Origin of the sequence: Helicobacter enhydrae, assembly GCF_001693335.1 — a bacterium.
Classification (GTDB): Bacteria; Campylobacterota; Campylobacteria; order Campylobacterales; family Helicobacteraceae; genus Helicobacter_G; species Helicobacter_G enhydrae.
In genome coordinates this window covers 727,462-753,841 of sequence record NZ_CP016503.1, presented here as the reverse complement: position 1 = coordinate 753,841, position 26,380 = coordinate 727,462, and the positions used below count along the sequence as shown (strand labels likewise).

27 protein-coding genes are annotated in these 26,380 nt (G+C 41.9%); 12 read left to right on the top strand and 15 right to left on the bottom strand.

Translation table 11 applies throughout. From position 1 onward, the window contains the following. Positions 1 to 121: 121 nt before the first annotated feature. The 10 genes from BBW65_RS03465 to BBW65_RS03420 form a co-directional block, all read right to left on the bottom strand. The gene (locus tag BBW65_RS03465) at positions 122 to 1,093 is read right to left on the bottom strand and encodes a Gfo/Idh/MocA family protein (RefSeq protein WP_066339738.1); all 972 of its coding nucleotides are present in this window, start codon (positions 1,091 to 1,093) and stop codon (positions 122 to 124) included. Then, complete coding sequence (locus tag BBW65_RS03460; protein WP_066339735.1) at positions 1,080 to 1,556, bottom strand: acyltransferase; 477 nt, start codon at positions 1,554 to 1,556, stop codon at positions 1,080 to 1,082. Before BBW65_RS03460 ends, BBW65_RS03465 begins: the two co-directional genes overlap by 14 nt. A 9-nt stretch (positions 1,557 to 1,565) precedes the next feature. Continuing rightward, entirely contained in the window at positions 1,566 to 3,152 is a 1,587-nt protein-coding gene (locus BBW65_RS03455) for an N-6 DNA methylase (protein ID WP_066339732.1), read from the bottom strand. A 3-nt stretch (positions 3,153 to 3,155) separates the two neighbouring features. Further along, positions 3,156 to 3,845, bottom strand: coding sequence for an outer membrane beta-barrel protein (locus BBW65_RS03450; protein ID WP_066339730.1), 690 nt, complete (start codon positions 3,843 to 3,845; stop codon positions 3,156 to 3,158). 42 nt (positions 3,846 to 3,887) lie between these two features. Next, on the bottom strand, positions 3,888 to 4,259 hold the full coding sequence (locus BBW65_RS03445) for a hypothetical protein (RefSeq protein ID WP_066339729.1): 372 nt from the start codon (positions 4,257 to 4,259) through the stop codon (positions 3,888 to 3,890). Between the two features lie 28 nt (positions 4,260 to 4,287). After that, positions 4,288 to 4,725, bottom strand: coding sequence for a type II secretion system protein (locus BBW65_RS03440; RefSeq protein WP_066339726.1), 438 nt, complete (start codon positions 4,723 to 4,725; stop codon positions 4,288 to 4,290). 10 nt (positions 4,726 to 4,735) lie between these two features. After that, on the bottom strand, positions 4,736 to 5,425 hold the full coding sequence (locus BBW65_RS03435) for a 5'-methylthioadenosine/adenosylhomocysteine nucleosidase (RefSeq protein ID WP_066339722.1): 690 nt from the start codon (positions 5,423 to 5,425) through the stop codon (positions 4,736 to 4,738). Beyond that, on the bottom strand, positions 5,422 to 6,363 hold the full coding sequence (gene fabD, locus BBW65_RS03430; protein ID WP_066339720.1) for an ACP S-malonyltransferase: 942 nt from the start codon (positions 6,361 to 6,363) through the stop codon (positions 5,422 to 5,424). Before fabD ends, BBW65_RS03435 begins: the two co-directional genes overlap by 4 nt. 64 nt (positions 6,364 to 6,427) lie before the next feature. Next, positions 6,428 to 8,407: a methyl-accepting chemotaxis protein gene (locus BBW65_RS03425; protein WP_066339714.1), complete on the bottom strand. Its 1,980-nt coding sequence runs from the start codon at positions 8,405 to 8,407 to the stop codon at positions 6,428 to 6,430. Between the two features lie 51 nt (positions 8,408 to 8,458). Continuing rightward, the gene (locus tag BBW65_RS03420) at positions 8,459 to 9,586 is read right to left on the bottom strand and encodes a DegT/DnrJ/EryC1/StrS family aminotransferase (protein ID WP_066339711.1); all 1,128 of its coding nucleotides are present in this window, start codon (positions 9,584 to 9,586) and stop codon (positions 8,459 to 8,461) included. Positions 9,587 to 9,689: 103 nt separating this feature from the next. Here BBW65_RS03420 and htpG point away from each other — a divergent pair, with 103 nt between their 5' ends. From htpG to BBW65_RS03395, 5 genes are read left to right on the top strand one after another with little or no spacing between them, the layout of a single operon-like run. Continuing rightward, positions 9,690 to 11,540, top strand: a complete 1,851-nt coding sequence (htpG, locus tag BBW65_RS03415; protein ID WP_066339708.1) for a molecular chaperone HtpG — start codon at positions 9,690 to 9,692, stop codon at positions 11,538 to 11,540. A 25-nt stretch (positions 11,541 to 11,565) separates the two neighbouring features. Then, positions 11,566 to 12,303 carry a hypothetical protein gene (locus BBW65_RS03410; protein WP_066339705.1) on the top strand — a complete coding sequence of 246 codons (738 nt, stop codon included), beginning with the start codon at positions 11,566 to 11,568 and terminating at the stop codon, positions 12,301 to 12,303. A 26-nt stretch (positions 12,304 to 12,329) separates the two neighbouring features. Further along, positions 12,330 to 14,726: a heavy metal translocating P-type ATPase gene (locus BBW65_RS03405; protein WP_199919476.1), complete on the top strand. Its 2,397-nt coding sequence runs from the start codon at positions 12,330 to 12,332 to the stop codon at positions 14,724 to 14,726. Continuing rightward, positions 14,723 to 15,301, top strand: a complete 579-nt coding sequence (locus tag BBW65_RS03400; protein WP_066339704.1) for a phosphatase PAP2 family protein — start codon at positions 14,723 to 14,725, stop codon at positions 15,299 to 15,301. The genes BBW65_RS03405 and BBW65_RS03400 overlap by 4 nt, the downstream gene beginning before the upstream one ends. 1 nt (position 15,302) lies before the next feature. Beyond that, a complete protein-coding gene (locus BBW65_RS03395; RefSeq protein ID WP_066339703.1) occupies positions 15,303 to 15,650 on the top strand; it encodes a fluoride efflux transporter FluC in 348 nt (115 codons plus the stop codon). On the opposite strand, the gene BBW65_RS03390 is transcribed toward BBW65_RS03395, so the two are convergent. Genes BBW65_RS03390 through flhA form a run of 4 tightly spaced genes read right to left on the bottom strand, consistent with a single transcriptional unit; the run spans position 15,647 to position 20,294 of the window. After that, complete coding sequence (locus BBW65_RS03390; RefSeq protein WP_066339702.1) at positions 15,647 to 16,828, bottom strand: cation:proton antiporter; 1,182 nt, start codon at positions 16,826 to 16,828, stop codon at positions 15,647 to 15,649. The two genes, BBW65_RS03395 and BBW65_RS03390, sit on opposite strands and share 4 nt — an antisense overlap. A 9-nt stretch (positions 16,829 to 16,837) precedes the next feature. Continuing rightward, positions 16,838 to 17,059: a hypothetical protein gene (locus BBW65_RS03385; protein WP_066339699.1), complete on the bottom strand. Its 222-nt coding sequence runs from the start codon at positions 17,057 to 17,059 to the stop codon at positions 16,838 to 16,840. After that, positions 17,056 to 18,102, bottom strand: a complete 1,047-nt coding sequence (locus tag BBW65_RS03380) for a DHH family phosphoesterase (protein ID WP_066339696.1) — start codon at positions 18,100 to 18,102, stop codon at positions 17,056 to 17,058. The genes BBW65_RS03385 and BBW65_RS03380 overlap by 4 nt, the downstream gene beginning before the upstream one ends. Beyond that, positions 18,102 to 20,294, bottom strand: coding sequence for a flagellar biosynthesis protein FlhA (gene flhA, locus BBW65_RS03375; RefSeq protein ID WP_066339693.1), 2,193 nt, complete (start codon positions 20,292 to 20,294; stop codon positions 18,102 to 18,104). Before flhA ends, BBW65_RS03380 begins: the two co-directional genes overlap by 1 nt. A 968-nt stretch (positions 20,295 to 21,262) precedes the next feature. Between flhA and argB the strand changes: the two genes are divergently transcribed. The 7 genes from argB to BBW65_RS03335 all read left to right on the top strand — a co-directional run bounded on the left by argB (position 21,263) and on the right by BBW65_RS03335 (position 25,749). Next, positions 21,263 to 22,108 (top strand): acetylglutamate kinase, encoded by an 846-nt coding sequence (gene argB / locus BBW65_RS03365; RefSeq protein ID WP_066339689.1) that lies wholly within the window; start codon positions 21,263 to 21,265, stop codon positions 22,106 to 22,108. Positions 22,109 to 22,113: 5 nt separating this feature from the next. Continuing rightward, positions 22,114 to 22,578, top strand: a complete 465-nt coding sequence (locus tag BBW65_RS03360; RefSeq protein ID WP_199919475.1) for a hypothetical protein — start codon at positions 22,114 to 22,116, stop codon at positions 22,576 to 22,578. Between the two features lie 94 nt (positions 22,579 to 22,672). Continuing rightward, positions 22,673 to 23,092 (top strand): 50S ribosomal protein L13, encoded by a 420-nt coding sequence (gene rplM / locus BBW65_RS03355; protein ID WP_083986030.1) that lies wholly within the window; start codon positions 22,673 to 22,675, stop codon positions 23,090 to 23,092. A gap of 10 nt (positions 23,093 to 23,102) precedes the next feature. Next, on the top strand, positions 23,103 to 23,492 hold the full coding sequence (gene rpsI / locus BBW65_RS03350) for a 30S ribosomal protein S9 (RefSeq protein ID WP_066339684.1): 390 nt from the start codon (positions 23,103 to 23,105) through the stop codon (positions 23,490 to 23,492). A gap of 35 nt (positions 23,493 to 23,527) precedes the next feature. Continuing rightward, a complete protein-coding gene (locus BBW65_RS03345; protein WP_066339680.1) occupies positions 23,528 to 24,337 on the top strand; it encodes a TIGR00282 family metallophosphoesterase in 810 nt (269 codons plus the stop codon). Positions 24,338 to 24,344: 7 nt separating this feature from the next. Further along, positions 24,345 to 24,524 (top strand): hypothetical protein, encoded by a 180-nt coding sequence (locus BBW65_RS03340; protein WP_066339678.1) that lies wholly within the window; start codon positions 24,345 to 24,347, stop codon positions 24,522 to 24,524. Between the two features lie 514 nt (positions 24,525 to 25,038). Next, entirely contained in the window at positions 25,039 to 25,749 is a 711-nt protein-coding gene (locus BBW65_RS03335) for a hypothetical protein (protein ID WP_066339677.1), read from the top strand. A gap of 10 nt (positions 25,750 to 25,759) precedes the next feature. On the opposite strand, the gene BBW65_RS03330 is transcribed toward BBW65_RS03335, so the two are convergent. After that, on the bottom strand, positions 25,760 to 26,341 hold the full coding sequence (locus BBW65_RS03330) for a hypothetical protein (RefSeq protein WP_066339674.1): 582 nt from the start codon (positions 26,339 to 26,341) through the stop codon (positions 25,760 to 25,762). Positions 26,342 to 26,380 lie beyond the last annotated feature (39 nt).

Sequence of the window (26,380 nt, the reverse complement as noted above, 5' to 3'; positions counted from 1 at the left end):
GATTGTGTAATCTTTTGCACCAATGTTAAAAATCTTGACAAATTTAGAATGCCCTAAATCAAACAGATTGCAAGAATCCTCCAAGAAATGCGATAGCAAAGAAGTCAAAACGAATATGGAGCTATGGAGTTGAGATCGCCTCCAAAGTCCTAATCACACGCAAGGTGTGCTCCACATCCGCTTGGGTGTGCGTGGTGAGGTTGCTGTAGAAGTATGCTATAGAGGCATCTAGCGACATATAGGAGGGCAATGTCGGGGTGACCTCTTCGCCTAGTCGGTATTGCACCATTTTGGTGTATAGGCTGTTTTTGTCTAGCTCGTCTTGGATGATGACACCGCTCTCAAAGATTTTGATTTTGTCTTTTTGGGTGTCATCATAGATCGCACTTTTGAGTGTGCCACCAATCATCATTTCACGCACTTTGACTGGGCTAAGCCAAGAGACGCTGATAGTGAGGATAATGCCACTTTTGAGCTCTATGTTGATGTTGGCTAGGGCGTCGTTGGGGTAGTTTTGGTATTTGCGTGAAAAGGTGCTGATGTTTTTGATGTCAAGCCCCACAAGATAGTCGATGATCGAGAGATCGTGGATTGCTAGATCCCAAATCACATCTACACTGCTTTGGAAAAGTCCGAGATTGATTCTCCTTGAGTTGATATAGACGATGTCGCCAAAGGTGTGAATCTGCTCTTTGAGATAAGCCACTGCAGGAGAGTGCAAAAAGATATGATCGCAATGGATGATACATCGGTTTTGACTTGCAAGATCATAGAGGATTTGCGCTTCTTTTTCGCTTGTGGTGAGGGGTTTCTCCACGAAGATGTGTTTGTGGTGTTGCAGGGCAAGTCGTGCTAGAGTGAAATGTGTCTGTGGGGGGGTGATGATGAAAAGCACTTCTATGCTTTCATCTTTGAGGATTGCCTCATAGGAGGGGTAGGGGGTGAATGTGTAGAGTTTCTGGGCTTCTTGGACGCGTGTGGGATCTGCGTCATAAATGGTGATGAGTTCGAAATCATCGTATTTGGTGAGGGTTTTGGCGATGTTGATCCCCCAATATCCATAGCCGATAATGGCAGATTTAAATTTTTGCATGGTTTTTCCTTGGGAGTGGGGCTATTTGACGGGCGGGGTTGCCTGCATAGATCCCACTTGTGGTGATGTCGCGGGTTACGACGCTTCCTGCTCCGATCACAACATCATCACAGATGGATATGGGCAAAATCGTGGCATTGGAGCCTATGGATACGCGATTGCCGATGTGGGTGGGTCGCCAATCTTGGGGCGTTGGGGCAGGGAAGCCCTCTGAAAACAAATCATTGATAAACATCACGCCATGTCCGATGAAGCAATCCTCTCCAATATGCACAAGGGAGCAGATGAAGCTATGGCTTTGGATTCTAGTCCTTGCACCGATGTGGGCGTTGGACTGGATTTCTACGAAAGGTCCGACAAACACATCATCGCCTAGTGTGCATTCATAGAGATTGCAAGGGGTGATGACTCGGGTGTTTTTGCCGTGTTTGACATCGCGTATGGAGGAGGCAATCGTGTGCATAATGATCCTTTATTGTAGTGAGGTTTTGAACTCTTGGAGTTTTTGCTCGAAGTCTTTTTGCTCTTGAGCTAGGGTGAGAAACTCCCCAAACTTTGAGGCATAACGCAAAAAATCTTGGGGGATTGGGAGGTTGGCGATACTGGGCAAATCTGTGATTTCTTGGAGAGTGTTTTGGGCTTGGTGGCTGAGCAGATACATAAACAGGGCTTGAGCGTGCAAAGAATCAGTGGCTGAAAGGACGATGATCCCGACATTTGCGATGTAGGTGTGGGGGAGCGTGGGGGGGAGGATGGTGAGTTTGGGAGTGTTGGAGCGTAGAGTGATGAGGATGTCGTAGGGTTTGAGGGCGTATTGTTGGATTTTTTGGACATCGCCTTGTTGGCGTCGATGACTAGAGTGCTCTGTGAAGCCCAAAGGGGCGAAGTCATTCACTCCGATTTCAAAAAACTCTATTTTGCTATCTTTTTTGCCCCCATAGACGCGTTGCCCCCTTGAGATAGAGGCGATTTGGTGGAGTTGGAGGGAGGGGGAATGGGTCGGGGTGGTGGCAAAAAGCGAATCAAGGTCTTTGAGTTTTTTGGAGTGTGGGGAGGTGCTTTTGCTTTGGTAGAGTGAGAGGATAGTGTCAAGGTGGGTGAGCTTGTTGTAACGCCCACTTTTGAGATAAAAGCTTGAAGCGTCGATGTGGAAAATCTCTTGGGCATTGTGGGTGAGAATGAGAATGCAAAAATCGTGGGTTTGGAATGGGAAGAGGTTTTTGGGTAGCTCGATGATACATTCTATTTTGTTTTGGAGGGCGGTTTTGAGCTTTTGCTCTAGGGATTGGTTTTTGAAAATTGAGGTGCGTAGGAGGAAAACGCCCTTGCGTTTGAGATGCACTAGAGAGTGGGAGAGGAAAATCAGCTCAGGATAGAGTTTGGAAAAGATCCCACCAAATCGTGCGTCATCGCGAATGTATTGGGTGCCGATGTGTGTGTTGAGCGGGGGGTTGCAGATGATTTTGTCGAATTGCTCAAACCCCTCTTGTGTGCGAAAACTCGAATCCTGCAAAATGTCATTGCAATGCAAATGCACCTCTGAATGCCCACTGAGTTGGCAGAGTATTTTGGCGATCTTGCTTGATTGCTCATCAAGCTCCTCTCCATAGATAGGGCTTGTTTGAGGGAGTTTGAGAAACAAGCTACCAATCCCAAAGCACGGATTGTAGATACTCTCACCCTCTTGAATCTCAAGCAGTGCGATGAGTAGCGTGCTAAGCTCCAAAGGGGTGGAATGGAAATAGAGCTGGTGGTTTGTCTGCTTCTGGGTGATGTGGTCCAAAAAATCGCTCAAAAGAGAGATAGGGGTCTCATCGACGACTTTGAGGATTTTGGGGAGGTTGAGATTGAGATTGGGGGGAATGAAATCAGGGAAAATCTCTGCGAGGGCTTGAGAAAATGGGGCGTGGATTTTTTTGCGTTTGCGTGCAAGCTCTAGAAGTGGTTTGATTTGGTTGTGTTTTTTGAGCAAAAAACACTCTATGAGGATGAATAGGGAGTGGGTGATATGCACCTCATAGCGTTTGATGTAGTCAAAGCAATCTAGTAGTTTTTTCACGCCTCAAAATCGCTCCGCGATAAAATCAAGCGTGAAATAAAATGGGGCTTGTTTGGCATTGCTGTTGCCTTCTTTGTAGATCGTGGTGGGAACTACAGGCAAACGCATCATAAACTCTACTCCATAGCGACGATCCACCATCGCACGCACACCAAGATTGAATCGAAAATCAAAGTTGAGATATGAGCTAGGGTCGCCTAAAAGTGATTTGTAGATGAGATCGCCTTGTTTGGCATAGGTTTCTCCCACGATCGCTCCCATCCCCATACCTGCAATCGCATCAATGCTTAGGCGATTTTCTTGGAAGACTTGAATCATCGTATCCACATTGAGAGTGTGTGCTGTGGAGAATCCATAGGCGTCATAAGTGCCTTTTTGTGGCATATTGAACTCTCCAAAGGGTGTGAGATTGAGGTCTAGGTTGTAGTAATAACGCAATCCAATGGTGGGGATAATGTAATGATACCAACCCAATTTGGCACTAAGGACAAAAGAAGCGAAGCTTTGGTTGCGTTCTAAGAGTTTTTTGGTCGTTGGGGTGTAAATGTTGTTGAATGTGAGGGCGTTTGCTCCCACTCCGATACTAACTCCACCAAAAAATCCACTAAAGATTTCTTTTGTTTGTTCGACGACGCGTAATTCCGCAAAACAAAAAGAAAAAAATGTCAAAAAGGTCAATAAAAATTTTCGCATAGGTAAAGACTCCAAAAAGTGAATTGAAAAATAAATTTTAAATTATTTTTGTAATTTTTTACCTAGAAATTTTTGGCATAGGGGGTTTGAGAGGTTGCAATAGATTTTTGGTTTGCTTGAGAGGTTGTATGGCTCGATGTTGAAAACAAGCTTGGTGGAGAGGATGTGGGCGATGAGTTTGCGTCCTTGCAAGGCAAAAAAGCACCGCGGATTTTGTGTCTGGGTGAGCGATTGCAAAATAGGCATCGGGTGGATGGGGGCATCATCAAGGAGTTTTTGGGCGTAGAGTTGGGTGAATTGGGAGTTTGCGTGGTTGAGTTTTTCTCTAAGGTGCTGGAGGCATTTGGCTTGGTTGAGATTGGGGAGTTTGGGGAGATAGATTGAGGCTAGGGCAGAGAGAATGATCAGGCACAAAATGAGTTCAAGGAGGCTAAAGGCGGGATTAGTGGCTGAAAAGTGGGAATCGTTGGGTTCCATTTTGGTAGAAAGAGGCGAGTTTGGAGCAAAGTGGGGAGTTGGGCTTGGGAGTGAAATGCAGGAGGAGGGTTTGCTGTGAATCAAGCTCAAGCCGAATGCAAGAGTTTGCCGTATCCACTTGCCCGTCTCTAGCAAGGGTGATCGCTTGTTGATCGATGATCCAACGCGATGGGCTAAACCCTGCGGTTTTGTATAGCCATTGGATATTGACTGCTTGTGGCTGGACATCATTGGCGAAAATCTCGCGTTGAATGGCACTGATAGCTAGAGTGATGTCGCTTTGGATACTCACACTTTGTGCGTCGGTGCGTGTGACATTGAATTTTGGGATAGCGATTGCACTCAAAATCCCGATGATGACAATCACAAAAACAAGCTCAAGCATACTAAAAGCATTTCTCAAAGTGTGATCCTTAAAGTCCTTTTGCTAGCATTGCTTCTACAAAATCCGCAGAGGCTTTGGCACTGAGTTCTAGAAATTCATCAAAGCTCATATCAGCTTCTCCGTCTGCACTATCGCTAATAGAACGCAAGATACAAAATGGCACACTTAGCAAATGGCAAACATTGGCGACACTTGCCCCCTCCATTTCTACAGCATCGGCTTGGAAATGTTGGATGATCCATTGCTTTTTGGCAGTGTCGGCGATGAAGCTATCTCCACTTGCGATGATCCCCTCTTGTAGTTTGATCCCCTTTTGCTGTGCGACTTCTCTAGCGATTTGGTTGAGATGAGAATCTGCGTGGATATAAACACTGCTTTGGGGGATGAAACCTAGCGGATGCCCAAAGGCAGTAATATCCACATCGTATTGGCAAAGTTTGTCTGCGATGATGAGATCGCCCACTTTGAGCGAGGGGTTGAGACTACCTGCGACCCCACTGAATATAAGCTTCTGGCATTTGAAATGCAAAATCATCGTGCTAGCACTCAATGCGGAATGCACCTTGCCAATTTTGCTATAAGCCAAAATCAAAGTGTGGTTGCCATAAGGGATTTTGTAAAATGTATTGCCCCCAACTTCCTCTGATGTGTGGTTGGGGAATTTCTCTAGAAATGGGGTGATTTCTTCTTGCATTGCTCCGAGTATTGCGATGTTCATAGGGATTCCTTTGTGTTGAGTTGTTGTAGGCACTCTTTGAGTGAGGCTGTGTCGCTGATAGTGAGTGTGGGTTTGTCTGTGATTCGTCTGTTTAGTCCTTTGAGGACATTGCCATTGCCAAACTCGATAAACATTTCCACCTCTTGTGCAACTTTTTGGATACTTTGTTTATAAAGCACGGGCATTGTGAGTTGCTGTGTGAGCAAAGGAATCGCCTCTTGTTTGGTCGTATAGGGTTGCAAAGTCGCATTGGATAGAATCTGATGAGAAAAATCATTGGTGATTGTCTCTTGCAACAAAATCTGGAAATCTTGACACATTCCCTCAAGTAGTGGGCAGTGACTTGCAATCGAGATGGGGAGGAGCAAGGCTCTTTTGGCTCCGAGTGCTTTGAATGAGGATTCACAAGAGAGGAGATCTGCTTTTTTCCCTGCTATCACCACTTGCCCCTCGCCATTGTAGTTGGCACACCATATTTCTTTGCCCTCTTCTCTTTGGGAGAGGCAAAACTCTTCAAGTTGGTGATCTTCAAGCCCCATTACCACCATCATCCCTGCTTCTTTGTCTGCACAAACTTCACTCATCAACAATCCGCGTTTGTGTGTGAGTGCAATCGCATCTTCAAAACTCATCGCATTGGCTAGGGCGACTGCTGACACTTCACCTAGAGAATGCCCAAGGGCGATGAGGGGGGATAGGTTGCTCTCTTCTTGCAAAATATGATGAGCAATCGCACTCACCAAAAAAATCGCAGGTTGTGTGTATTGTGTGAGATTGATTTGTGGATTTTCTTCAAAGAGTAGGTTTTGCATATTGAGCCCAAGTGTATCACTGGCACATTCAAATAATTCTTTGGCAATAGAAAAGTTTTGGAAAAAATCTTGACCCATTCCGATACTTTGGCTTCCTTGACCGGGGAAAATAAAAGCAAGTTTCATCATTTATCCTTGTGCTATTGATTGAGTGTAAAGAGGGTTTGTGTGGGGTGTGGGGAAGTGGAGGCTACCACTTTTTAGAACTAGCCTCACCCACGATATTATCTGCCATACTGGCAACTTCTTTGGCGATTTTTTCTGTGTCATCGGCGATCTGGACATTTTGTTTTGTCACATTCTCAAGTTCAGAAATCGCTTCATTGATACTTGAGATACCTGTCGCTTGTTCTTTGATACTCTCGCCCATTTCATCGATAGATTGGACAAGAGTGTTGGTGTTGGCTTCGATTTCGCTCAGTGATTTTTGTGTGCGTTCTGCCAACTTTCTCACTTCATCTGCAACTACCGCAAATCCACGCCCATGCTCACCGGCTCTAGCTGCTTCAATCGCTGCGTTGAGTGCCAAGAGGTTTGTCTGCTCTGCAATATCACTAATGATGGTGATAACATCTTTAATGTCTGTAGAGTATTTGGTTACTTCTTGAGTTTTGGAATTGACCATTCCCATCGCTTCATTGATTTTGCGAATTGTGTTGGCACTTTCTTGAAGTGAAGTGGATTGTTTGGAGCTTCCATCAAAGAGAGTTTGCACTGATTCTTTGAGTGTGAGAGACTTGCTTTGTAGCTCTTTGCCTTGTTGGAGTGAGCTACTAAGCATTGAGGCTAGAGAATCACGCAACATATTGATGTTTTGCATTAATGTATCCAATGCACTATGGACTTGAATGCCGTTGAGGGAAAGTTTGTCTGTGTAATTGTAGGCTGTGTAATTCTCCAAAGCTTTGTTGATGTGGATAAAGTGTTCTTTGATAGTGAGAATCATCGAATTGACACTATTTTTGAATTCCTCTAGTGACGCATTGGTTGTAGAACCTTGAATGATCACATTGAAGTTTCCTTTTTGCACTTCATTTGTTGCATCTTTGGCTTCTGTGATGAGTGTTTGATCGGAGATGATTTGAGCCTCAATGCTTTGGATGTTTTCATTGACAATTTGTGCCATTACGCCAAACTCATCTTGCGAAGTGATGTTGATAGGTTCTGTTTTTTTGGATTTTCCATTGAGGAATGAGAAAAATCCAAGCAGACCATTTTGGATAGATTTGATTGGGCTTAAAAGTTTGCGAATCAATATGAATAGAACGGCACAAGTGATGAGTATCAAAATGCTTGTAGTCACTACTTGTTGGAACAAAATAGAATTAAGGCGTTTTGCATAGTCTCCATTGGCAACTGCAGAACAGATAGTCCAGCCAAATTCTTTGATAGAAGAACACATCTTTGTCAAACTGAGACGCTCATTGATGTTGTAGAAGAATGGTTTCTCATCCCCAGCTTGTTTGAATGTGTTGATAAAAGTATCAAGTGTTGGATTTTTCTTGAGCAACAATGAAGAGTTGGGATACACAATAAGCATATTGCGATTATCGATTAGAAAATCATAAGAGTTTGGTGAAACTTTGTCCATTGATAATTCTTCGCGGATGTTTTGCAATGGAAGATCTCCACCAATCACACCAACAATCCTGCCATCAACAATCAAAGGTATGGAAATTGTGACAACTAGCTCTTTTGTCTGTGTGTCATAATAAGCATCGCTCAAGCTCCAAGTCTTTGTCCGCATTGCGTTTTTATACCAATGTCTTTGTCTAGCATCGTATTTGTGGGTTTCCATTGTCATCACATAGGGTTCCCTTTGGAGTGCGTCGGCAACCAAAACATGCCCATTGTTGGCAAAACCAATATAAACAGAGATAAGATCACTCGCATCCAAGAAGCTCGCAAGCATTTTTCCCAATAGTGCGTGATCTTGCATTTTGACAAGATCGAGTTCTTTTGTGAATTTGGTCAAGTTTGTTTTGATTGTATCGACTTGATTCACAATAAAAGTTTTATTGTTACGCACTTGATTTTTTTGAACATCTTGAATGATGTCTGTAATCCCTTCGCGTGCCTCTCTGTAAGAGATGAAAGAGAGTAGGATAAAACCAACTAAGCTTAATGAGCCAATAAAAATCATCGACTTCCAAACAACACTTCTAAACATAACATCGTCCTTAAGTTGAAGATAAAAATCGGACAATTCTATCAAAAAAAATCAGACATTCTCAAGGCTTTTTAAACTTTTTGCAATTTCTACAATCTCTTTTTCTCCAATATGCTCACCCATAGGAATAGAGAAGATCCTATCGCAAAATTTATGGGCATTTGGGAGACTTCTAGCGAGAATGGGGGTTTGGGTATTGAGCTTGAGTTTGGATAGAGGGATGGGGTAGTGGATTGCGGTTTGAATCTGCTGATTGGCTAAAGCTTGCATGATGTGTTGGCGTTTTGATGGGTCATCTAGGGCAACAACATACAGATGCCATACGCTACGATTTCTTTCATCTATGATGGGGGTGAGAAGATTGGAACAATCTTTGAGATATTGTGCATAAAGTTGTGCGTTATCTCTGCGAATCTCATTCCATTGGTGGATATATTTGAGCTTCACACTCAAAATCGCACTTTGGATTCCATCTAATCTTGAATTTCTGCCTAGATAAATATGTTCATAACGATTGCTCTCACTTCTTCCGTGATTGGCAAGACTTGAGGCGATTTTGTAGGTTTCTGCATCGTTGCAAGTGATAGCCCCTCCATCGCCATAAGCTCCTAGATTTTTGCCCGGATAGAAGCTGAAACAACCCACATCACCGATGTTTCCTGCTTTTTTGCTCGTCCCAAACACAGAGATTTCTGCTCCAAAGCTTTGGGCACAATCCTCGATGACTTTGAGATTGTGGTTTTGGGCTATGGTGAGAATGCTTTGCATATCGCAGATTCTCCCATAGAGATGCACCGCCATAATGCTAGAAGTGTTGGGGGTGATGGCTTTTTGAATCGCTTGGGGGCTGATACAATAATCCTCATCACAATCCACCAAAACAGGCGTGAGTCCTGCATTGACAATCCCCTCAAGAGATCCGACAAATGTGTTGGCTGGTAAAATCACTTCGCTTTTGGGTTTGAGAGAGAGAGCTTTGAGGGCGATTTCGATTGCGTCTGTTCCGTTGGCGACACCAAGGGCGTATTGAGAGCCTACCGCATGGGCAAACTCTGCTTGAAACTTTTCCAAATATTCCCCACCTACAAATGCACCCTTTTGTAACACCATATCGATCGCTTGATGGATTTCCTCTTTGATAGATTGGTATTGGGATTGTAAATCTAAAAATTTAATCATAACGAACGCCTTGTGATTTGATGCTATGCCCCAAATTTTATCATTACCTTGATTTGATTTGTTATAATTTACATTAAAATTTAAGGTTAAGGAAAATTAAGAAATGGCAAAGCATACTTTTCAAACAGAGATTTCACAACTTTTGGATTTGATGATTCACTCTCTTTATTCCAACAAAGAGATTTTTTTGAGAGAATTGGTGAGCAATGCAAGTGATGCACTTGATAAACTCAACTACCTCACTCTCACTGATGAAAAATACAAAAGCTTAGAGTTTTCTCCAAAAATCAGTATCACTTTTGAGGAGGATAAAAGTATCACAATCACAGATAATGGGATTGGTATGAATGAGGAGGATTTGAAAAATCATCTTGGAACGATTGCCAAATCTGGCACAAAAAGCTTTTTGCAATCACTTAGTGGGGATAAGCAGAAAGATTCTGCATTGATTGGGCAGTTTGGTGTGGGGTTTTATGCGGCGTTTATGGTGGCAGATAAGATTGTGGTGCAAACCAAAAAAGCTGGAGAAGATCAAGCGTATGCGTGGGTGAGTGATGGCAAAGGTGAGTTTGAAATCACACAATGTATCAAAGCAGACTATGGGACACAAATCACGCTCTATCTCAAAGAGGGCGAGAAGCATTTTGCAAGTCGCTGGGAGCTTAAAAGTATCATTGACAAATATTCTGATCACATTGCTTTTCCGATTTTCTTGGAATACACAGAGAAAAAAACTGAAGAAAAAGATGGCAAAAAAGAAGAGATCATTGAAGAGAAAAATGAGCAGGTTAATTCTGCCAAAGCACTATGGAAAGTAGCAAAAAGTGAGCTAAAAGATGAGGATTATAAGGAGTTTTACAAATCTCTCTCTTATGATCAGGCTGAACCATTGGCGTGGATTCATACAAAAGTAGAGGGCAATCTAGAATACACAACGCTTTTTTATATCCCTAGCAAAGCCCCTTTTGATTTGTATCGTGTGGATTATAAATCTGGCGTGAAGCTTTATGTGAAGCGTGTGTTTATCACAGATGATGACAAAGAGTTACTCCCCTCTTATTTGCGATTTGTCAAAGGGATTGTGGATACAGAGGATTTGCCTTTGAATGTTAGCCGTGAGATTATCCAACAAAACAAGATTCTCTCTACGATTAAATCTGCTTCAACCAAAAAAATCTTGGCTGAAATTGAAAAAATCAGCAAAGAGGAAGAAAAATATCAAGAGTTTTATGCTCAATTTGGCAATGTGCTCAAAGAGGGGCTTTATGGGGATTTTGAAAACAAAGAAAAGATCCTTAGTTTGCTAAGATTTTATTCTCATACGCAGGGCAAACTCATCTCTCTCAAAGATTATAAAAACGCAATGAAAGAGGGGCAAAAGAGCATTTACTATCTAATGGGTGAGAATCTAGAAGTGCTCAAAAACTCTCCAACTCTTGAGAAATACACACAAAAGGGCTTTGATGTGCTTTTGTTTGCCGATGAGATTGATGGCTTTGTAATGCCTAATGCTGGTGAGTTTGATAGCGTAAGCTTGAAAGACATCACAAGTAAGGAGGCACTTGAGGAACTCGGAGAGGAGATTGGTGAAGAGGAGAAAAAAGAGTTTGAAGCATTGATTGCGACTTTCAAAGAATGTATCACTGATTCTCTTTCTGAGGTGAGATTGACACACAACCTAACCTCTCCTCTATGCGTGCTTTCAACAGCCAACAATCCAATGATGGCAAACCTTATGGCACAAATGGGGCAGAAAGTGCCTCAAGACAAGGTGCTAGAGATCAACACGCAACATCCGATTATCCAAAAACTCAAAGCGTTAAATGATTTGCAAAAGAAAAAAGATATGATTGCTTTGCTTTATGGTAATGCAAAGCTACTAGAGAGTGGAGCATTGGGCGAAGCAAAGGAGTTTTGCTCCAAGCTAAATGCCTTGATTGAGCAATCACTATAAGCGAAGTAAAATATAAGGAAGCAAAATGAAAAAGATATGGTGTCTGATCGCATTGTTTGTATTTGCTAGTGGTGCGGATTTGAAAACTCAAATCGCCAAACTCATCAAAGACAAAACAAATACGCAATTGGAAGTGAGCAAGGTGTATGATCTAGCAGGAAGCAAAGATCTTAAAATCGTAATGCTTGAAAGCAAGGCTGACAAAGAGAAAATGCTTGTTTTGGCAACGGCTGATGGTGCTGTGATTGTGGGGTTGAGCAATGTGTTTATCTCTGAAAATCCAAAAGATTTGGCATTGTTGAGTGAGCTCTATCAACAGACAATGCCACCAGCCAAAAAACCTGACCCCAAAGTGTTGGATAAATTTTTTAGCACTCTTAAATCAAGTCGCTATATCACTTTGACATCTGATAGCAAAAACAAGACGCAAACCACCTATATCGTATCAGATCCTAGATGCCCAAGTTGCCGCAAAGAGCTAGGCGAAGTGGAAGAGCGACTTAAAACTGGTGATGTGAAAATACTACTTGTCTCATTTTTGGGCAACGAATCTGCGATCAAGGCAAGTTTGATTTATGAGAAATTGATTGGCGTGAAAAACACGCAAGAAAAAATCAAAATCATGAAAGAGATCTATGATCCTAATTTCAAACCCTCAAAACGCGAATCAATGATTAGCACAAAGCAAGTGGAAAAAAACACTGCAGATGTCACAGGCGTTGGGATCGAGAGTGTGCCTCTTGTGCATACTATCAAAAGATAACTTGAGATTTGTTTGAAAGCGGTGATTTGATTCCTTGCAATCATTGTCAAAATATATTTCCCAAAGAGGCTTTGATAGAAGTCGATGAGGCAGAAGAGAAGTTTTTCTTCTGCTGCAATGGTTGCAAAAATGCTTTTTTTCTCCTGAAGGAATACCATATCGAAGGGTTTTATTCCAAAATCAAGACACTCACACCAATACAAAAAATCCCACAATTAGAAAGTGCTTATTATGACAATGAGGCATTTGTGCAGCATTATGTCAAAAAGCTTGAGGGTGGGGGAGAGCAGGTGGAGTTTGTCATCGGACATATCCATTGTTCTGCGTGTGTGTGGCTGATCGAAAATGTCATCGCTCAAATGCAAGGGGTGGAAGACATACAAATCCATTACACCAATCATCGTGCCAAAATCAAATGGAATCCACAAAAAACCAAACTCTCCACGATCGTGCAAACAATTTATGACTTGGGCTATGATGTGAGTGTGGGGCATTTGAGTGAGGCAAAAGAGAAGCAGCAAAAAAGAGAATATTACATCAAGCTCATTGTGGCTGTGTTTTGCACAATGAATGTGATGTGGATCGCAGTCGCCCAATATGCAGGGTATTTTCAAGGAATGCAAGAGGGGGTTAGGGAGTTGCTAGGCATTGCTTCGTGGATACTTGCTTCACCTGTTTTGTTTTATAGTGGGAGTATTTTCTACCAAAACGCTTACACTGCACTCAAGCGTGGGATGGTGGGAATGGATACCTTGGTGTTTAGCGGTGCTTTTTTGACTTATGTTTATTCTATCTATGCCTTTTTTGTTGGGGGGGAAACTTATTTTGAATCGGTGAGTATGATTTTGACTTTTGTGCTTGTTGGTAAGTTTTTGGAAGTGAGTGGGCGTAATAGTGCAGGGGAGGTTTTGGAGCTTTTGTATGCACAGATTCCTCAAAGTGTGAGGGTGATTAGGGGGGGTGAGAGGGTGCAGGTGTTGCCACAAAATGTAGAAGTTGGAGAGTTGATTGAAGTGTTTGCGGGGGAAAAAATCGCACTTGATGGGGTGCTTGTCTCTTCAAATGCTTTGCTTGATGAGAGGGCATTGAGTGGAGAGGCAGAGCCTACAAGCAAACAATCAGGCGATTGTATTTTGTCTGGAAGTGTGAATCTATTTGAAAATTTTATCTATGAAGCGAGGAAAAGTTTTGAAGAGAGTGCTTTGAATCATTTGATTGTTTTGATGGAGGATTCTCTCAAGCATAAGCCACAGATTGAGAATCTTGCAAACACGCTTTCTTCAAAGTTTTCCAAAGGGGTGTTGGCACTTGCACTGATGACTTTGGGTGTGTATCTTTATGGGGGGGATTCACGAGCTTTGAGTGTGGCAGTGAGTGTGATTATCATCGCTTGTCCTTGTGCTTTGGCTCTTGCGACGCCAATCTCTAGCATCGTAGGGTTGGGGCGTGCATACCAAGAGGGGATACTTTTCAAGCAAAGTCGATTTTTGGAGACTTTGAGTCGCATAGATTATGTGTGTTTTGACAAAACAGGCACCCTCACTCAAGGGGAGCCACAGGTGATTGATGAAAAGCGTTTGGGGGATTATGATGTGGCACAACTTAGGGCGTTTCTAGAATGTAGCACGCACCCTATTGCTCAAGGTGTCTTGGAATATTTGCCCAAAGCACAAGGGGATTATGTCGTCAGGGATTTCAAAGTGCTTGAGTGTCGCGGGATTGAAGCTAGGGTGGGGGATGATGTGATGTGTGGTGGGAGTGAAGAGTTTTTGAAGGAAAAAGGCGTGATAGTAGAGGGGGATCAATCTTGGAGTGGAAGTTTTTTTGGCTTTGCTCTCAATGGAAAATTGCAAGGAGTGTTTTTGCTCCAAGATCGCCTCAAAAGCGATAGTTTGGCATTGATTGAAGGACTCAAAAAAATGGGCATTGGAATGTGTATTTTGAGTGGAGATAGGGAGAGTAGCGTCAAAGAGGTGGCAGAGGAGCTGGGTATCCAAACTTATTTTTCTCAACATTCGCCCACACAAAAGCTAGAAGTCGTGCAGTCTTTGCGTCAAGAGGGCAAAAAGATTGCAATGATTGGTGATGGGATCAATGATATTTTGGCTCTCACTCAAAGTGAGGTGGGGATGAGTATCGTTGATAAAAGTGATTTAGCTCTGCATTCTAGCGATATTGTTTTGCTAGAAGATAAGATGTCTTTGGTGCTAGGTGCTTTTGTCATTGCACGCCAAACTTTTAAGAATATCAAGCAAAATATTGCTTTTAGCGTTCTCTATAATTGCATCACGATTCCTTTGGCGATGATGGGCTATGTTTTGCCTATCGTTGCGGCTTTGAGTATGAGTATGAGTTCTCTTGTGGTGGTGGGAAATGCTTTGAGATTGAAAAAAATAACAATCTATCCAAAAGGAGAAAAATGAGAATTGTTGGTTTGATTCTGGCTTGTCTGCTTTTGCAGAGCCATTTGAATGCACGAGGCAAATTTGAGCAATTTGGGGATATTTTCAAACTAATGCCTTTGTATGTTGGGGTGGCAAGTATTGCGATTGAGGATTGGAAAGGGCTGTGGCAACTCGCACTTGCTACAGGGGTGACGCAACTCACCACAGAGGGGATCAAAGCCCTAGATGAGAAAATAGCACGCAATGGCAATGAAAGCAAAATGCTGTGGGCGAGGCGTCCGGGGTTTGATGACTTCAAAGGAATGCCAAGCGGTCATTCTGCAGGAGCGTTTTCAGGAGCGGCTTTTGTGTATTATCGTTATGGGTGGAAAGCTTCTATCGCTCCTCTTGTTTTGGCAACTTTGACTGCAGCTTCGCGTGTGTATGCAAACAAGCATTCGATTTTGCAGGTGAGTGCAGGTGCGTTAATCGCGTGGGGGTATGCTTATTTATTCACAACTCCCTATCAGCCTCAAATCTGTGTGACACCAGAAATCGGAGAGGATTCTCAAGGGGGCAAAAAAGTCGCCCTTAATTTGTCCTATCAGTTTTAGTATGTTGTATTTTTGGATTGGGCTAGGCAGTGCGGTTGGTGGGATTATGCGTTATTTGGTTTTGATGTATCTGCCTTGGAATTCTTTGTGGGCTTTGTTGTGTGTGAATGTGCTAGGGAGTTTTTTGTTTGGCTTTTTGGTGCAGTGTATGCAGACTGAAGAGTTGAGACTAGCTCTCCTTGTGGGATTTCTAGGCTCTTTTACGACATTTAGCACCTTTAGCTATGAAGTTTTGATGCTTTTTTTGAATGGGCGTTGCGTGTTGGGTGGATTGTATGTCCTCTTGAGTTTGGGGTTGTCTCTAGGGGCGGTTTGGGGAGGAGTCTTGTTGGGACCCAAAACGCTCTAGTTGTCTATAGGGCGTTTTGCTGTGGTGGGTTGTTTCCAAAAATAAAAAATCAACTTGATTAAAATCATAAAGCTAATCCCCTCAATCATCGCAGCAAGGACAAAGGCATAGTAGGTTTGGTGTGTGATGATTTCAAGATTGAGTCCTAGTGTCGCTGTGGCGACCAAAAATGTCAAAGGCATCGCATCGCTAAGGGCATACAAAACTAGATGTTTGGCATTGTTAAAATAACTCCTAAAAGCAATCCAAGCAGACACAGAGCGGATCGCAATCATTGTGCCTAGAATATAGAGTGCTTGTTTGATGATTTTTGGATCTGCAAACAAAGCCTTGAGATCAAGAGTCGTGCCTACATAGACAAAGAAAAATGGCACAAAAAATCCAAACCCGATGAAATTGAGCTTCTCGTGGAGTTGGCGATTGCTTCCAAAGAAAGTAGAGATGATCATTCCTGCGATAAATGCCCCAAGCACAACTTCCAAATCCAAAAGATGCACAATGCTAATAAGGATAAAAAAGAGCATCGCACCAAAGCGTAAATCGCGAGTTTCTCCCTCTTGATTTGGGATGATAATCACTTTGAGAAATGGAAACCACCAAAACAAAATTTTGAAGCATTTGAAAACAAGTGCTGTAAAAAGCAAAAACAAGACCAAAACCCCCAAGGTTTGGTAGAGTTCTTGACTCAAGCCATAGGTGTAGGCACCATTTAGCACGACAAGCACGCAGATACTTAGCAGTTCCCCAAGCACGGCGACTCTCAGTGCGAGATTTAGCCAAGGTTGCTCTTTGCCGTATTCACGCACGAGTGTCATAATCATACCAACACCCATTATCGGAAATGTAGCAATGTAGATAGGGGAGAGCTTGAAATATATCACAAGAGAGATAGAGATCCCATAAAGCAAACAAAAATACATCAATACGCGACGCAAAAGGCTTTTGGTGAGTGTGGCAAAAGTTTTGAGATCCACTTCAAGCCCACACAAAAACATCAAAATCAAGAATCCAATCTCTGCAGTGTGCTGGACTGATGGCATATTTGGAGAGAGATTGAAGTATGTGACAAGTGCTCCTAGAAGCATCTCGACAACCACGATGGGAATCTTGGTGATACCACTGACAATCGGAGCTAGGGCAATAAAAATGGCTAAAATGGCAAAGGGTAAAAATTCCATTTGGGATTCCTAAAAATATTGGGGGTATTTTTCCTTGAGATTGTGAATCAATGCAATCATTTGCTCTTGACCATAAGGGGTTTGCTCATCAAAGGCATCAAGTTCTTTGAGATAGCAGTCTATCAAAGTATCGATGTGTTGTTTTTGGGCACCTGCAAAATGCAATGCAACTGCCAACATATCCATCACCTCCAATGCAAGTTCTTGCAATTCGATCTGTAAGTCTTTCATTCTCTCTCCTTTAAGGTTTCTTGAATCTGATTTCTAATGTCTTCATAGAAAAAACTTTCTTTGAAACTATCAAGCTTCCCACCTGAAGCATTTTTGTGTCCTCCGCCATTGAAGCATTGTGCTGCTATTTGGCTGACATCGCATCGGTTGTTGGCACGCAAACTAAGATTGCCACGCATATTGATGTCGATAAAAAAATCAAAATCGCTATTTTGGCATAAGAATTGATTGCCAATCACGCTTGTTGAGCCTAGCCCATAGGTGAGAAGTCCTTTTTTGTCTTGATAGGTGATGAGATAGCTGTCTTTGTTTGCTTCCAATAGGGTGACAAGATAGTCTGCCAAAATGTTATCCATCGTTTGTGTGAGTGGATCTCCGCCAAAGGCTTGTTTTTTGAGTTGATAAAATTGATTATCTAGCGTCACTTCGGCATTTGGGAGATTGATGATGTCTTGAAGTGCGTCAAGGAAAAAAAACTTGATTGCTCGATTCTGTGTGTCAAACATCGTGCGTGTCGGGTCTTTGAGCTGGGCGATGATCCCCATCATCACTTTGCCAAGTTCAAATTGTTTTGCCTCTTTTTTCCACAAATCTACGCAATTAATCATTGAGGTTAGATTGGCAAGATATTCAGCAGTCGAAGAATCTAGCAATGGATAAGATGTGCTCAGGGTGTCAAAAGTGATTTGGGTGGCACTGCGTGAGGTGTCCAAAAAATACCAATGGAATTTTTTCGCACTTTCTTCGCCACTGATATGGTGGTCTAGCAATTTGAGAGTGATGTCAATGCCTTGAATTTTGAGCTGAGCGATCTCATCTTGGAGGAGGATGGATTCTTCAGGTGTGAGATTTAGGTCTGTGATGAGTAGAAGGGCTTTGCTAGGTTTTTGGGCTTTGATGAGATCAAAGATTTCATTGAGACGCACTTGGATTTCTTTGCCATAGTTGGCATTGAAGAAAGTGATATTGCCAAAGAAATGTTTGGCAATGTATTGAGCACCATATCCATCCAAATCGATATGGGAGAGGTGATAGACTTGCATTATTGTCCTTTAAAATCAATTTCAATCGGTTTGTTCAAAATCTCAAACTCTACATTGGGATCAAGCTCTGTATGGCTCAAAATCACAATATCCACTTTGTATTGTTCCATTTTTTCATAGAGCGGACGCCTTAGCTTGTTATCCACAAGCAGGACAACGGGCTGGATACCATTTTGCATTACTTTGATCATTTGCTCTTGCAATGTGTCTTTGAGCTTTTGGGTTTCGTTGATCGTGAGGAGGAGCGTGGTGCTTGTCCCGTGTTCTTTGAGCTTTGTGATGAGGTAATGCTCCGTTTGGTTGTCAAAGATTAGGAGTTTGAGCACACCATCATCGGATTTGAATAGATTCGTGATAGTTCGTGCAAGTTTGGTTCGGACTTGTTCTACGATGATTTCTACATTGTTTTGTGTCGCACTTGCAATGTCTGTGATTGTTTCTAAGATTGTGAGCATATCGCGGATAGGGATTTTTTCTTTGAGCAATTCTTGCAAGACTTGACGGATCGTCCCTGTGGGGATTTTGTTGGCTTCTTCAATGATTGCAGGATAAGAATCATTGAGGCGATTGAGAAGTTTTTTCACCTCATCTTTGGTGATAAATTCTGGAGCATATTGCTTGATGAGTTCAGAAATATGCGTAGAAACAACTGTGGATGGATCAATCACGGTATAGCCTTGGATGATTGCCTCCTCTTTGTCTTTGGCTTCGATCCACAATGCGTCCATTCCAAAAGCAGGTTCTTTGGTAGCAATGCCTTCGATAGCACTGCCAACATAGCCTGTATCCATTGCCAAGAAATGATCTGGCAAGACTTCACCCTCTCCGATTTTGATACCTTTGAGCATTAGCTCATAATGCGTTGGGGCAAGTTGTAGATTGTCTTTGATTCGCACTTTTGGGACCAAAAAACCAAAATCTGAAGCGATTTTTTTGCGGATCCCACGAATGCGTTCCAACAAATCCCCATTTTGTTTCACATCTGCAAGTTTGATGAGTTGATACCCCAAAAAGAGTTCCAAAACCTCGACTTTCAAAACATCGTTGATGATTTTTTCTTCTTCTTTTTCGATTTCTTCTTCTGTCTTTTTGGGTTTGGCGATTGGGGCGTGTGAAGCAGGATCGGGGATTGTGGCTTTGGTATTTGTGGCTTTGCCCAAAAACTTCTCAAATGGTGCAAAAAGAGAGCGTTTCTCTCCCTCACCCATCATATAGGCAATGCCAAAAAAGAAAAGGCTCAAGAAAAACATTGGGATTTTTGGGAACCCGGGAATAAATACGCCAAAAAACAAAATCGTTGCCAAAATACTAAGAATCTTTTGACTATTGACAAGTTGTGTCACCAAATCTTGGGCGAAGATTTTGTTGTCGTTTTGTGTCGTGCGTGTGACGATGATACCTGTGGCTGTGGAGATAAGCAGGGCAGGGATCTGTCCGACAAGTCCATCACCGATTGTAAGGATTGTAAAAGTTTCTGCACTTTGTGTGATGCTCAAGCCATATTGCATTGAGCCAATCAAAAAGCCCCCCACGATATTGACAATCGTGATGATGATTCCTGCGATCGCATCCCCTTTGACAAATTTACTCGCTCCATCCATCGCTCCATAAAAATCCGCCTCTTGAGCCAAAGCCTCACGACGCTTTTTGGCTTCTTGTTCATTGATAAGCCCTGCATTCATATCCGCATCAATCGCCATTTGTTTGCCGGGCATCGCATCAAGAGTGAATCTCGCTTTGACTTCTGTAACACGCGTAGAACCATTGGTGACAACCATTAGATTGACAAGCACAAGGATACAAAAAACGATCACACCAATCACATAGTTCCCCCCAACGACAAAATTCCCAAAAGCAGTAACAATGCTACTGACTGCTTCAGGTCCTTTGTATCCCTCGCTCAAAATCATTCTTGTCGTAGCAATATTGAGCGCCAAACGATAGAGCGTGACAATCAGAAGCAATGTAGGAAAAGCCGAAAAGTCTGTGGGCTTTTTGATATAAAGTCCGATGAGGATGATCAACACAGACAAGGCAATTGAAATGCTAAGCAAAAAGTCCAAAATCCCACTTGGTAGAGGGATGATAATGATCGCCAAGATGGCGACTACAAAGCCTACAACGCTTAAATCTTTGGAGCCAAAAATGGCTTTAAGATTGGTTTGTAGAATCTGTATTGCCTTATCTTTCAATCTATTTCCTTAGTGGTTTGGGGTTTGAGAGCTGCCATTTTACATTGTTTGAAGTAAAAATTCAATCCTTGCAGAAGTGCATTGTGTTTGGGATTTGCTATAGCGATTTTTGATTGATTTTGCCAAAGGCTTGAAGGAGTTGATTTGTGGTGATTCTAGAATCTCTTAGATTCTTTGTTTAGGCTTTACTTTGGCAAAAGCACATTTTCTAGTTTCTTAAGCTTGACTTGAATACTTCTTTTCAAGTTGGCTTGAGCAAACCACCCTTTATACAATTCTAGAATCCCCTAGGATCTCTCTTAAGGGGGGCAAGGGGAACTTATAGCAAGCGTTCCCCTTATCCCCCTTAACAACCCCCATAACCCCAGCATTGCATTAGCAAGGCTCGTTCAAGATTACATTGACTTGGAATCTTTTTGGGTCCTACAAGGTTGGTTTAGGAGGCGGTTTTCATTGCCTTTATAGCTTAGTGAGGGTTTTTGTATTTTTTAGGGTTTTTTGAGAGTTTGCAAAGAGATTCTAAAAAACAAACTTGAAACACCAAGGAATCAAAACAAAGTCAAGTTAATGTGGGTAACACACAAAAAGCGGGCAGGGGTTTGGGGGATTTTAAGGGGGATAAGGGGGGTGCCTCGCAATAAACCCCCTTGTCCCCCTTATAGAAAAAAGCAAAGCAAGCTTCAATGACTAAGAAGTGTGCTTCTGAAAAAGCAACTCCAAAAAAAGAAACTAAGAGATTCTAGAATTGCCAAAGAGCATAATCTCTCAAGCCAACTTTAAAAACAGAATCAAACTTCAAGCTTGAGGCAGCCTGTCTGAATTGATTTTTGAGATTTTAGTCATTTGATTTTGGCATTGGGTTTGTATCGATGTTTTTGATTAGTGAAATATTTGAGCCATTGCAAAAACTTTTCGGTTCGCATTGTAGTTTGCGATATAATCCAAAAATTTTCAACTTAGGACAAACAATGAATCGCTTGATGACAGCTGAGATTTTGCTTGATGCACTTCCTTTTATCAAAAACTTTCGTGGAAGTCGTATGGTGATCAAGTATGGGGGATCTGCACAGCTCAATCCCGAACTAAAAAAACAATTTGCCAAAGACATTGTGATGTTGTATATGCTTGGGATTTGCCCGATCATCGTGCATGGTGGTGGCAAAAGGATCAATGAGGTTTTGGAGATTTTTGGAATCGCAAGTGAGTTTGTCGATGGTTTGCGTGTCACTTCTGCGGAGTGTATGGAAGTTGTGGAAATGGTTTTGAGTGGGCAAATCAACAAAGAGTTGGCTTATTTTCTGACACTCAATGGGGTGAAGGCAGTGGGTATCAGTGGCAAAGATTCCTCTCTGCTCAATGCTAGGGCAAAAAGTGGGGGTAGATTTGGCTTGACTGGGGAGATCATCGGAAGTAATATTGAGATGTTGGAGGCATTGCTTCAAGGTGGGATTGTGCCTGTGATTTCGCCTGTCTCTGGAGATGATAATGGCAACTCCTATAATGTCAATGCCGATGAAGCGACTTGTGAGATCGCCAAAGCTCTCAAAGCCGACAAAGTGATTTTTTTGACCGATACGCAAGGGGTGCTAGATCAAAATGGCTCATTGCTCAAAAGTATCAAGACTTCAGAAGTTGGGGGTTTGATTGATGAGGGCGTGATTAGTGGTGGAATGATTCCAAAAATCTTGGCTTGTGTGGAGTGCTTGAATGCGGGGGTGAAAAAGGTGCATATTGTCGATGGTAGAGTGGAGCATAGTTTATTGCTTGAGCTTTTTACAAGTGGTGGCATTGGAAGTGAGATCGTTTTATGCTGATCAAAATGCGAGTTGGTTTTTTTGAGGCTTTGTTTATCAAATGGAGAACTCGTGCATTAGGAACAGAAGTGGATAGATTGATTTTTCTACTTCCTATTTTGATTTGCATTGGTTCGGAGAATTCTGAACAATGTCTAAAAAATGCACGCAAGATTGTTTTTGCACAAATTCGCTCAAAATATCTGGCAAACTTGGTGTTTAAGCGTATTTTGATGAAAGTCAAAAAGTATCTCAAAAATGAAGAAGCGTTTAAAGAAAACCGACAAAAAGCCTATGAAATAATTGTGCAAAATATTCAAATGTTTGGCATTGTGCTTGATGTTTTGGAGGGTGTGGATTTGGAGTTGGCACGCATTACAATGATTGTCAAAAAAGCGTATGAAGAAGAGTTTAGCCTCCCTGTTGAGACCAAAAGGCTTTTGGAATATCAAGAACGGCGTTATTTTAACGATCATAATGTGATTAAGTAGCTTATTTTTTACTTAATTTAAGAGATATTTAAGATGATATATAATAAAATCCGTGCTTTGTTATAAAAATTTTATTTTGATGAAAGGCAAGACAATGGAAATAACAAAAATTGCAAAGGAAGATCAGATTGATCGCAAATGGATTGTTCTTGATGCAAAGGATAAGGTATTTGGTCGTCTTATCACAGAGGTGGCAACATATCTTAGAGGAAAGCACAAAGCGTGTTTCACTCCACATTTGGATTGTGGTGATTTTGTAGTGGTGATCAATGCCGCTGAAGCAAAATTCACAGGATTGAAACTCGAAGATAAAGAATACTTCACACATTCAGGTTATTTTGGAAGCACCAAAAGCAAAACTCTCAAAGAGATGCTAGAAAAGAATCCAGAAAAACTTTATCATCTAGCCGTGCGTGGAATGTTGCCCAAGACAAAATTGGGACGCGCAATGCTCAAGAAGCTCAAGGTTTATCGAGGAAGTGAGCATCCTCATACTGCACAAATGACAAAGTAAGGGAGTTAAGATGGCAAAAGTTTATGCAACAGGAAAAAGAAAAACAGCGATTGCTAAAGTTTGGTTACAAAATGGAAGTGGGAAACTTAGTATCAATGGTGAGAGCTTGGACACTTGGCTTGGAGGACACGAGGCAATCAAAATGAAAGTGATGCAACCTCTTGTTTTGACAAAACAAGAAAAATCTGTAGATATTGTCGCAGTTGCTTTTGGTGGTGGTTATTCTGCACAAGCAGAGGCATTGAGACATGGGATCTCAAAAGCACTCAATCAATACGATATTGCATTTCGTGCTATTTTGAAACCAAAAGGTTTGCTTACTCGTGATTCTAGGGTTGTTGAGCGTAAAAAATACGGAAAACGCAAGGCAAGAAGAAGCCCACAATTCTCAAAGAGATAATTTCTTTCTTACGCCTTTGTGCGTAGGATTTTGATATGACGCTTGGACTGATTGGCGATATTGTTGGAAAACCTGCTAGGGTTTTACTTGCCCAACTACTTCCACAAATCAAACAACAATACAAAGTAGATTTTGTCATTGCAAATGGGGAAAATGCTTCGCACGGTTTTGGAATCACACACGAACATATAGAGTTTTTGCTCAAAAGCGGTGTGGATGTCATTACAGGTGGGAATCATAGCTTCGACAAAAAAGACGCTTTTGCGTATTTACAACATCACACACGCATTTTACGCCCACACAATGCTTCACCATTACTTCCTGGCAGTGGGGTTTTTGTGGGTGAGATTTGCGATGAAAAAATTGCGGTGCTAAATCTTATGGGGCATTTTGGAATGCCTCATTGCCAAAACGCTTTTTTGTGCGCCAAAGAAACTATTGCAAAGCTCAAAGAGCAGGGGGTTGCAAATATTATCATTGATTTTCACGCTGAGGCAACAAGTGAAAAACGCACAATGTTTGAAATGCTCAAAGGAGAGGTGTCTGCGATTTTTGGCACGCATACGCATATCGGCACTGATGATTTGATGATTGAGGATGGGAGTTTTTATGTGAGTGATATTGGGATGTGCGGGGCTTTTGATAGTGTGATTGGAATGGATCCCAAAGCACCGATTCAGAGAGCTTTGAATGGTGTGGGGGTGGGGAAATTTGAAGTGAGCGAGAGTTCAAAAGTCATATTCCAAATGGTGATTGTTGAGCTTGAAAACACACGCGTAAAACGAGCGTTCAAGTTGCGTTATTTGCAAAAATGGTTGCCGACATTAGAGGCGATTGTAATTTAGGAGCTGTATGAAAAAGGAAAGAGAAAAAAAACCTTGTTTTTTTTGCAGGGGATTGAGGTTAAGAAAGATTGATTTTTTGTTGATTGTCATCGTGTGTGTCATAATGTATTGGGCAAACCAATATCAAATGCGTGAGATTGAGCACTCTCAAGGAGGCAATACCCCAGCCCTTATTGAAACCAAATAAACATTAGGAGCGATAGATGTTTTGTACTTACTCTCTCAATCTTTGAAGTATCCATAGACAAGTGTTTGTGGGGTGATGAGCAATTAGAATCAGGGAGTGAAAACAACAGGGAGCCAAAAGCTCCCAACTGCTAAAATGCTTTTTGTTATTAAAATAAGGCATAATAGCAGTGCTATAATTGGCGTTGTGTTCATTGCGTGCTCCTCCTTTCGAGGAGTGCAAATTTCCCTTAGTGGAGCGGCAATTCCACCCAAGCCCCCAAGTTAATGCTATTTTAAACGCCCCTAGCAACCAAATACCAAAACTCCATTCCTTAAAACCACTGCCAAAATACAACTTATTATTAATTTATATATCAAGGAAACAAATGGAGCTATTTATTTTTATAGTTTGCACAATATTATTTGTGCAAGGCTTCTTAGATCCATTCTACTATACTGCAATAGTCTTACGGATCTGCAAAAACAACCAAAAAAAGAAAAAGGACTAGGATCCTAAATATTCTTACGACGCAATGCGAAAAATTTCCAATACAGCAGGTGCTTTAGACGCAATGCGTTATTCTACAGCAAGCTCATCCCTAGATGGTGCTCAAAAACTTGGAGCAGTTTCACAAACTGGCAATCTCAGTCAAGTTGCACAAAGAGGAGCAACATTTGCAGGAATGAATGATGCCAACAAACTAGTCGGACTAGGACAATCAATGGATAATTCAAATGTCGTCCAAGAACTCTCAAACCTTGCAAAACTCTCCCCTGCAACTTCTCAAAGAATCCAACAAGCCCTTGCCAGCAATGATAAAACCCAAGCCTACAAAATCTTTGCTCAAAACACCACAGGCACAAACATTTCAGGATTTGGTGGCTTAGGACAATTCAATCTCGCAGTCTCCCCAAATCGACCCGATGTCTCAGGCAATGTCTCCTCCGCTCTCTCTATCTCAGGAGGCTACACTGTCAATATGGGGTATGTCAGTTCAGCCGCAGCCTACGCACTAGGTGGAGCTGACGCAGCAAGAACACTTGCAGGAGCAGAATCAGTATCCAACGCCATTGGCAACGCACTCAACAATTTCGCCTCTGTCACCCCGTATGGAAAACATATACAAAACCTCAAAAAAATCACAAGCGTATTCCAAAACAACCGCCAAAACAGCAATATGGTGGGGAATAATATACCAAATAATGGTGGAGCAGGGGGAAGTGGAATTCCCACAATCCCCTAATTAAATAAGATTAGGAGCAAAGCTCGAGTGGATAATTTAGAAATGCTGTGTTTGTTTCAATGCCTTTTTTGTATCTATCTTTCTTGAGAATATACCAAGTATCATTTGCAACTGCCTTAACAAACACAAACTCATTCTTTTTGACTTTTTCAAACATTTCAGCTCTTGTGATGTTAAATTCAATTTGAGCATAATCGACATAGGCTGTTTTATCATTCTCGGTTCTCTCAATCAACGCATCCCTCAAAGCATTATATCTTGCCAACTTCAAATCCACAATATTCGCATTGCGTCTGATCTCATTATAATAAAACTCCTCAACCATTGCCACAAACTCAGGATTAATCCCCTCATTATCAATCATCCCATCATACACATCATCACGATTCAACCCCCTAAACACATACTTAGCTTTAGACAACGCCCTAAGGTATCCCATCTTATCATTCTTAACCAACCACCCAAAATAATCATCACTTGCCAAAATCCCCTCAATCTCCACAATCTGTTCTGCAAGTTGCTTCTTTGCACGATTATCCCAAAAACTATTCACCATCTCTGCCAATCTAATAGAACCAACAATGTTTGACATTTTTACTCCTTTACAAAAGAATGAGTGATTATACCTCAA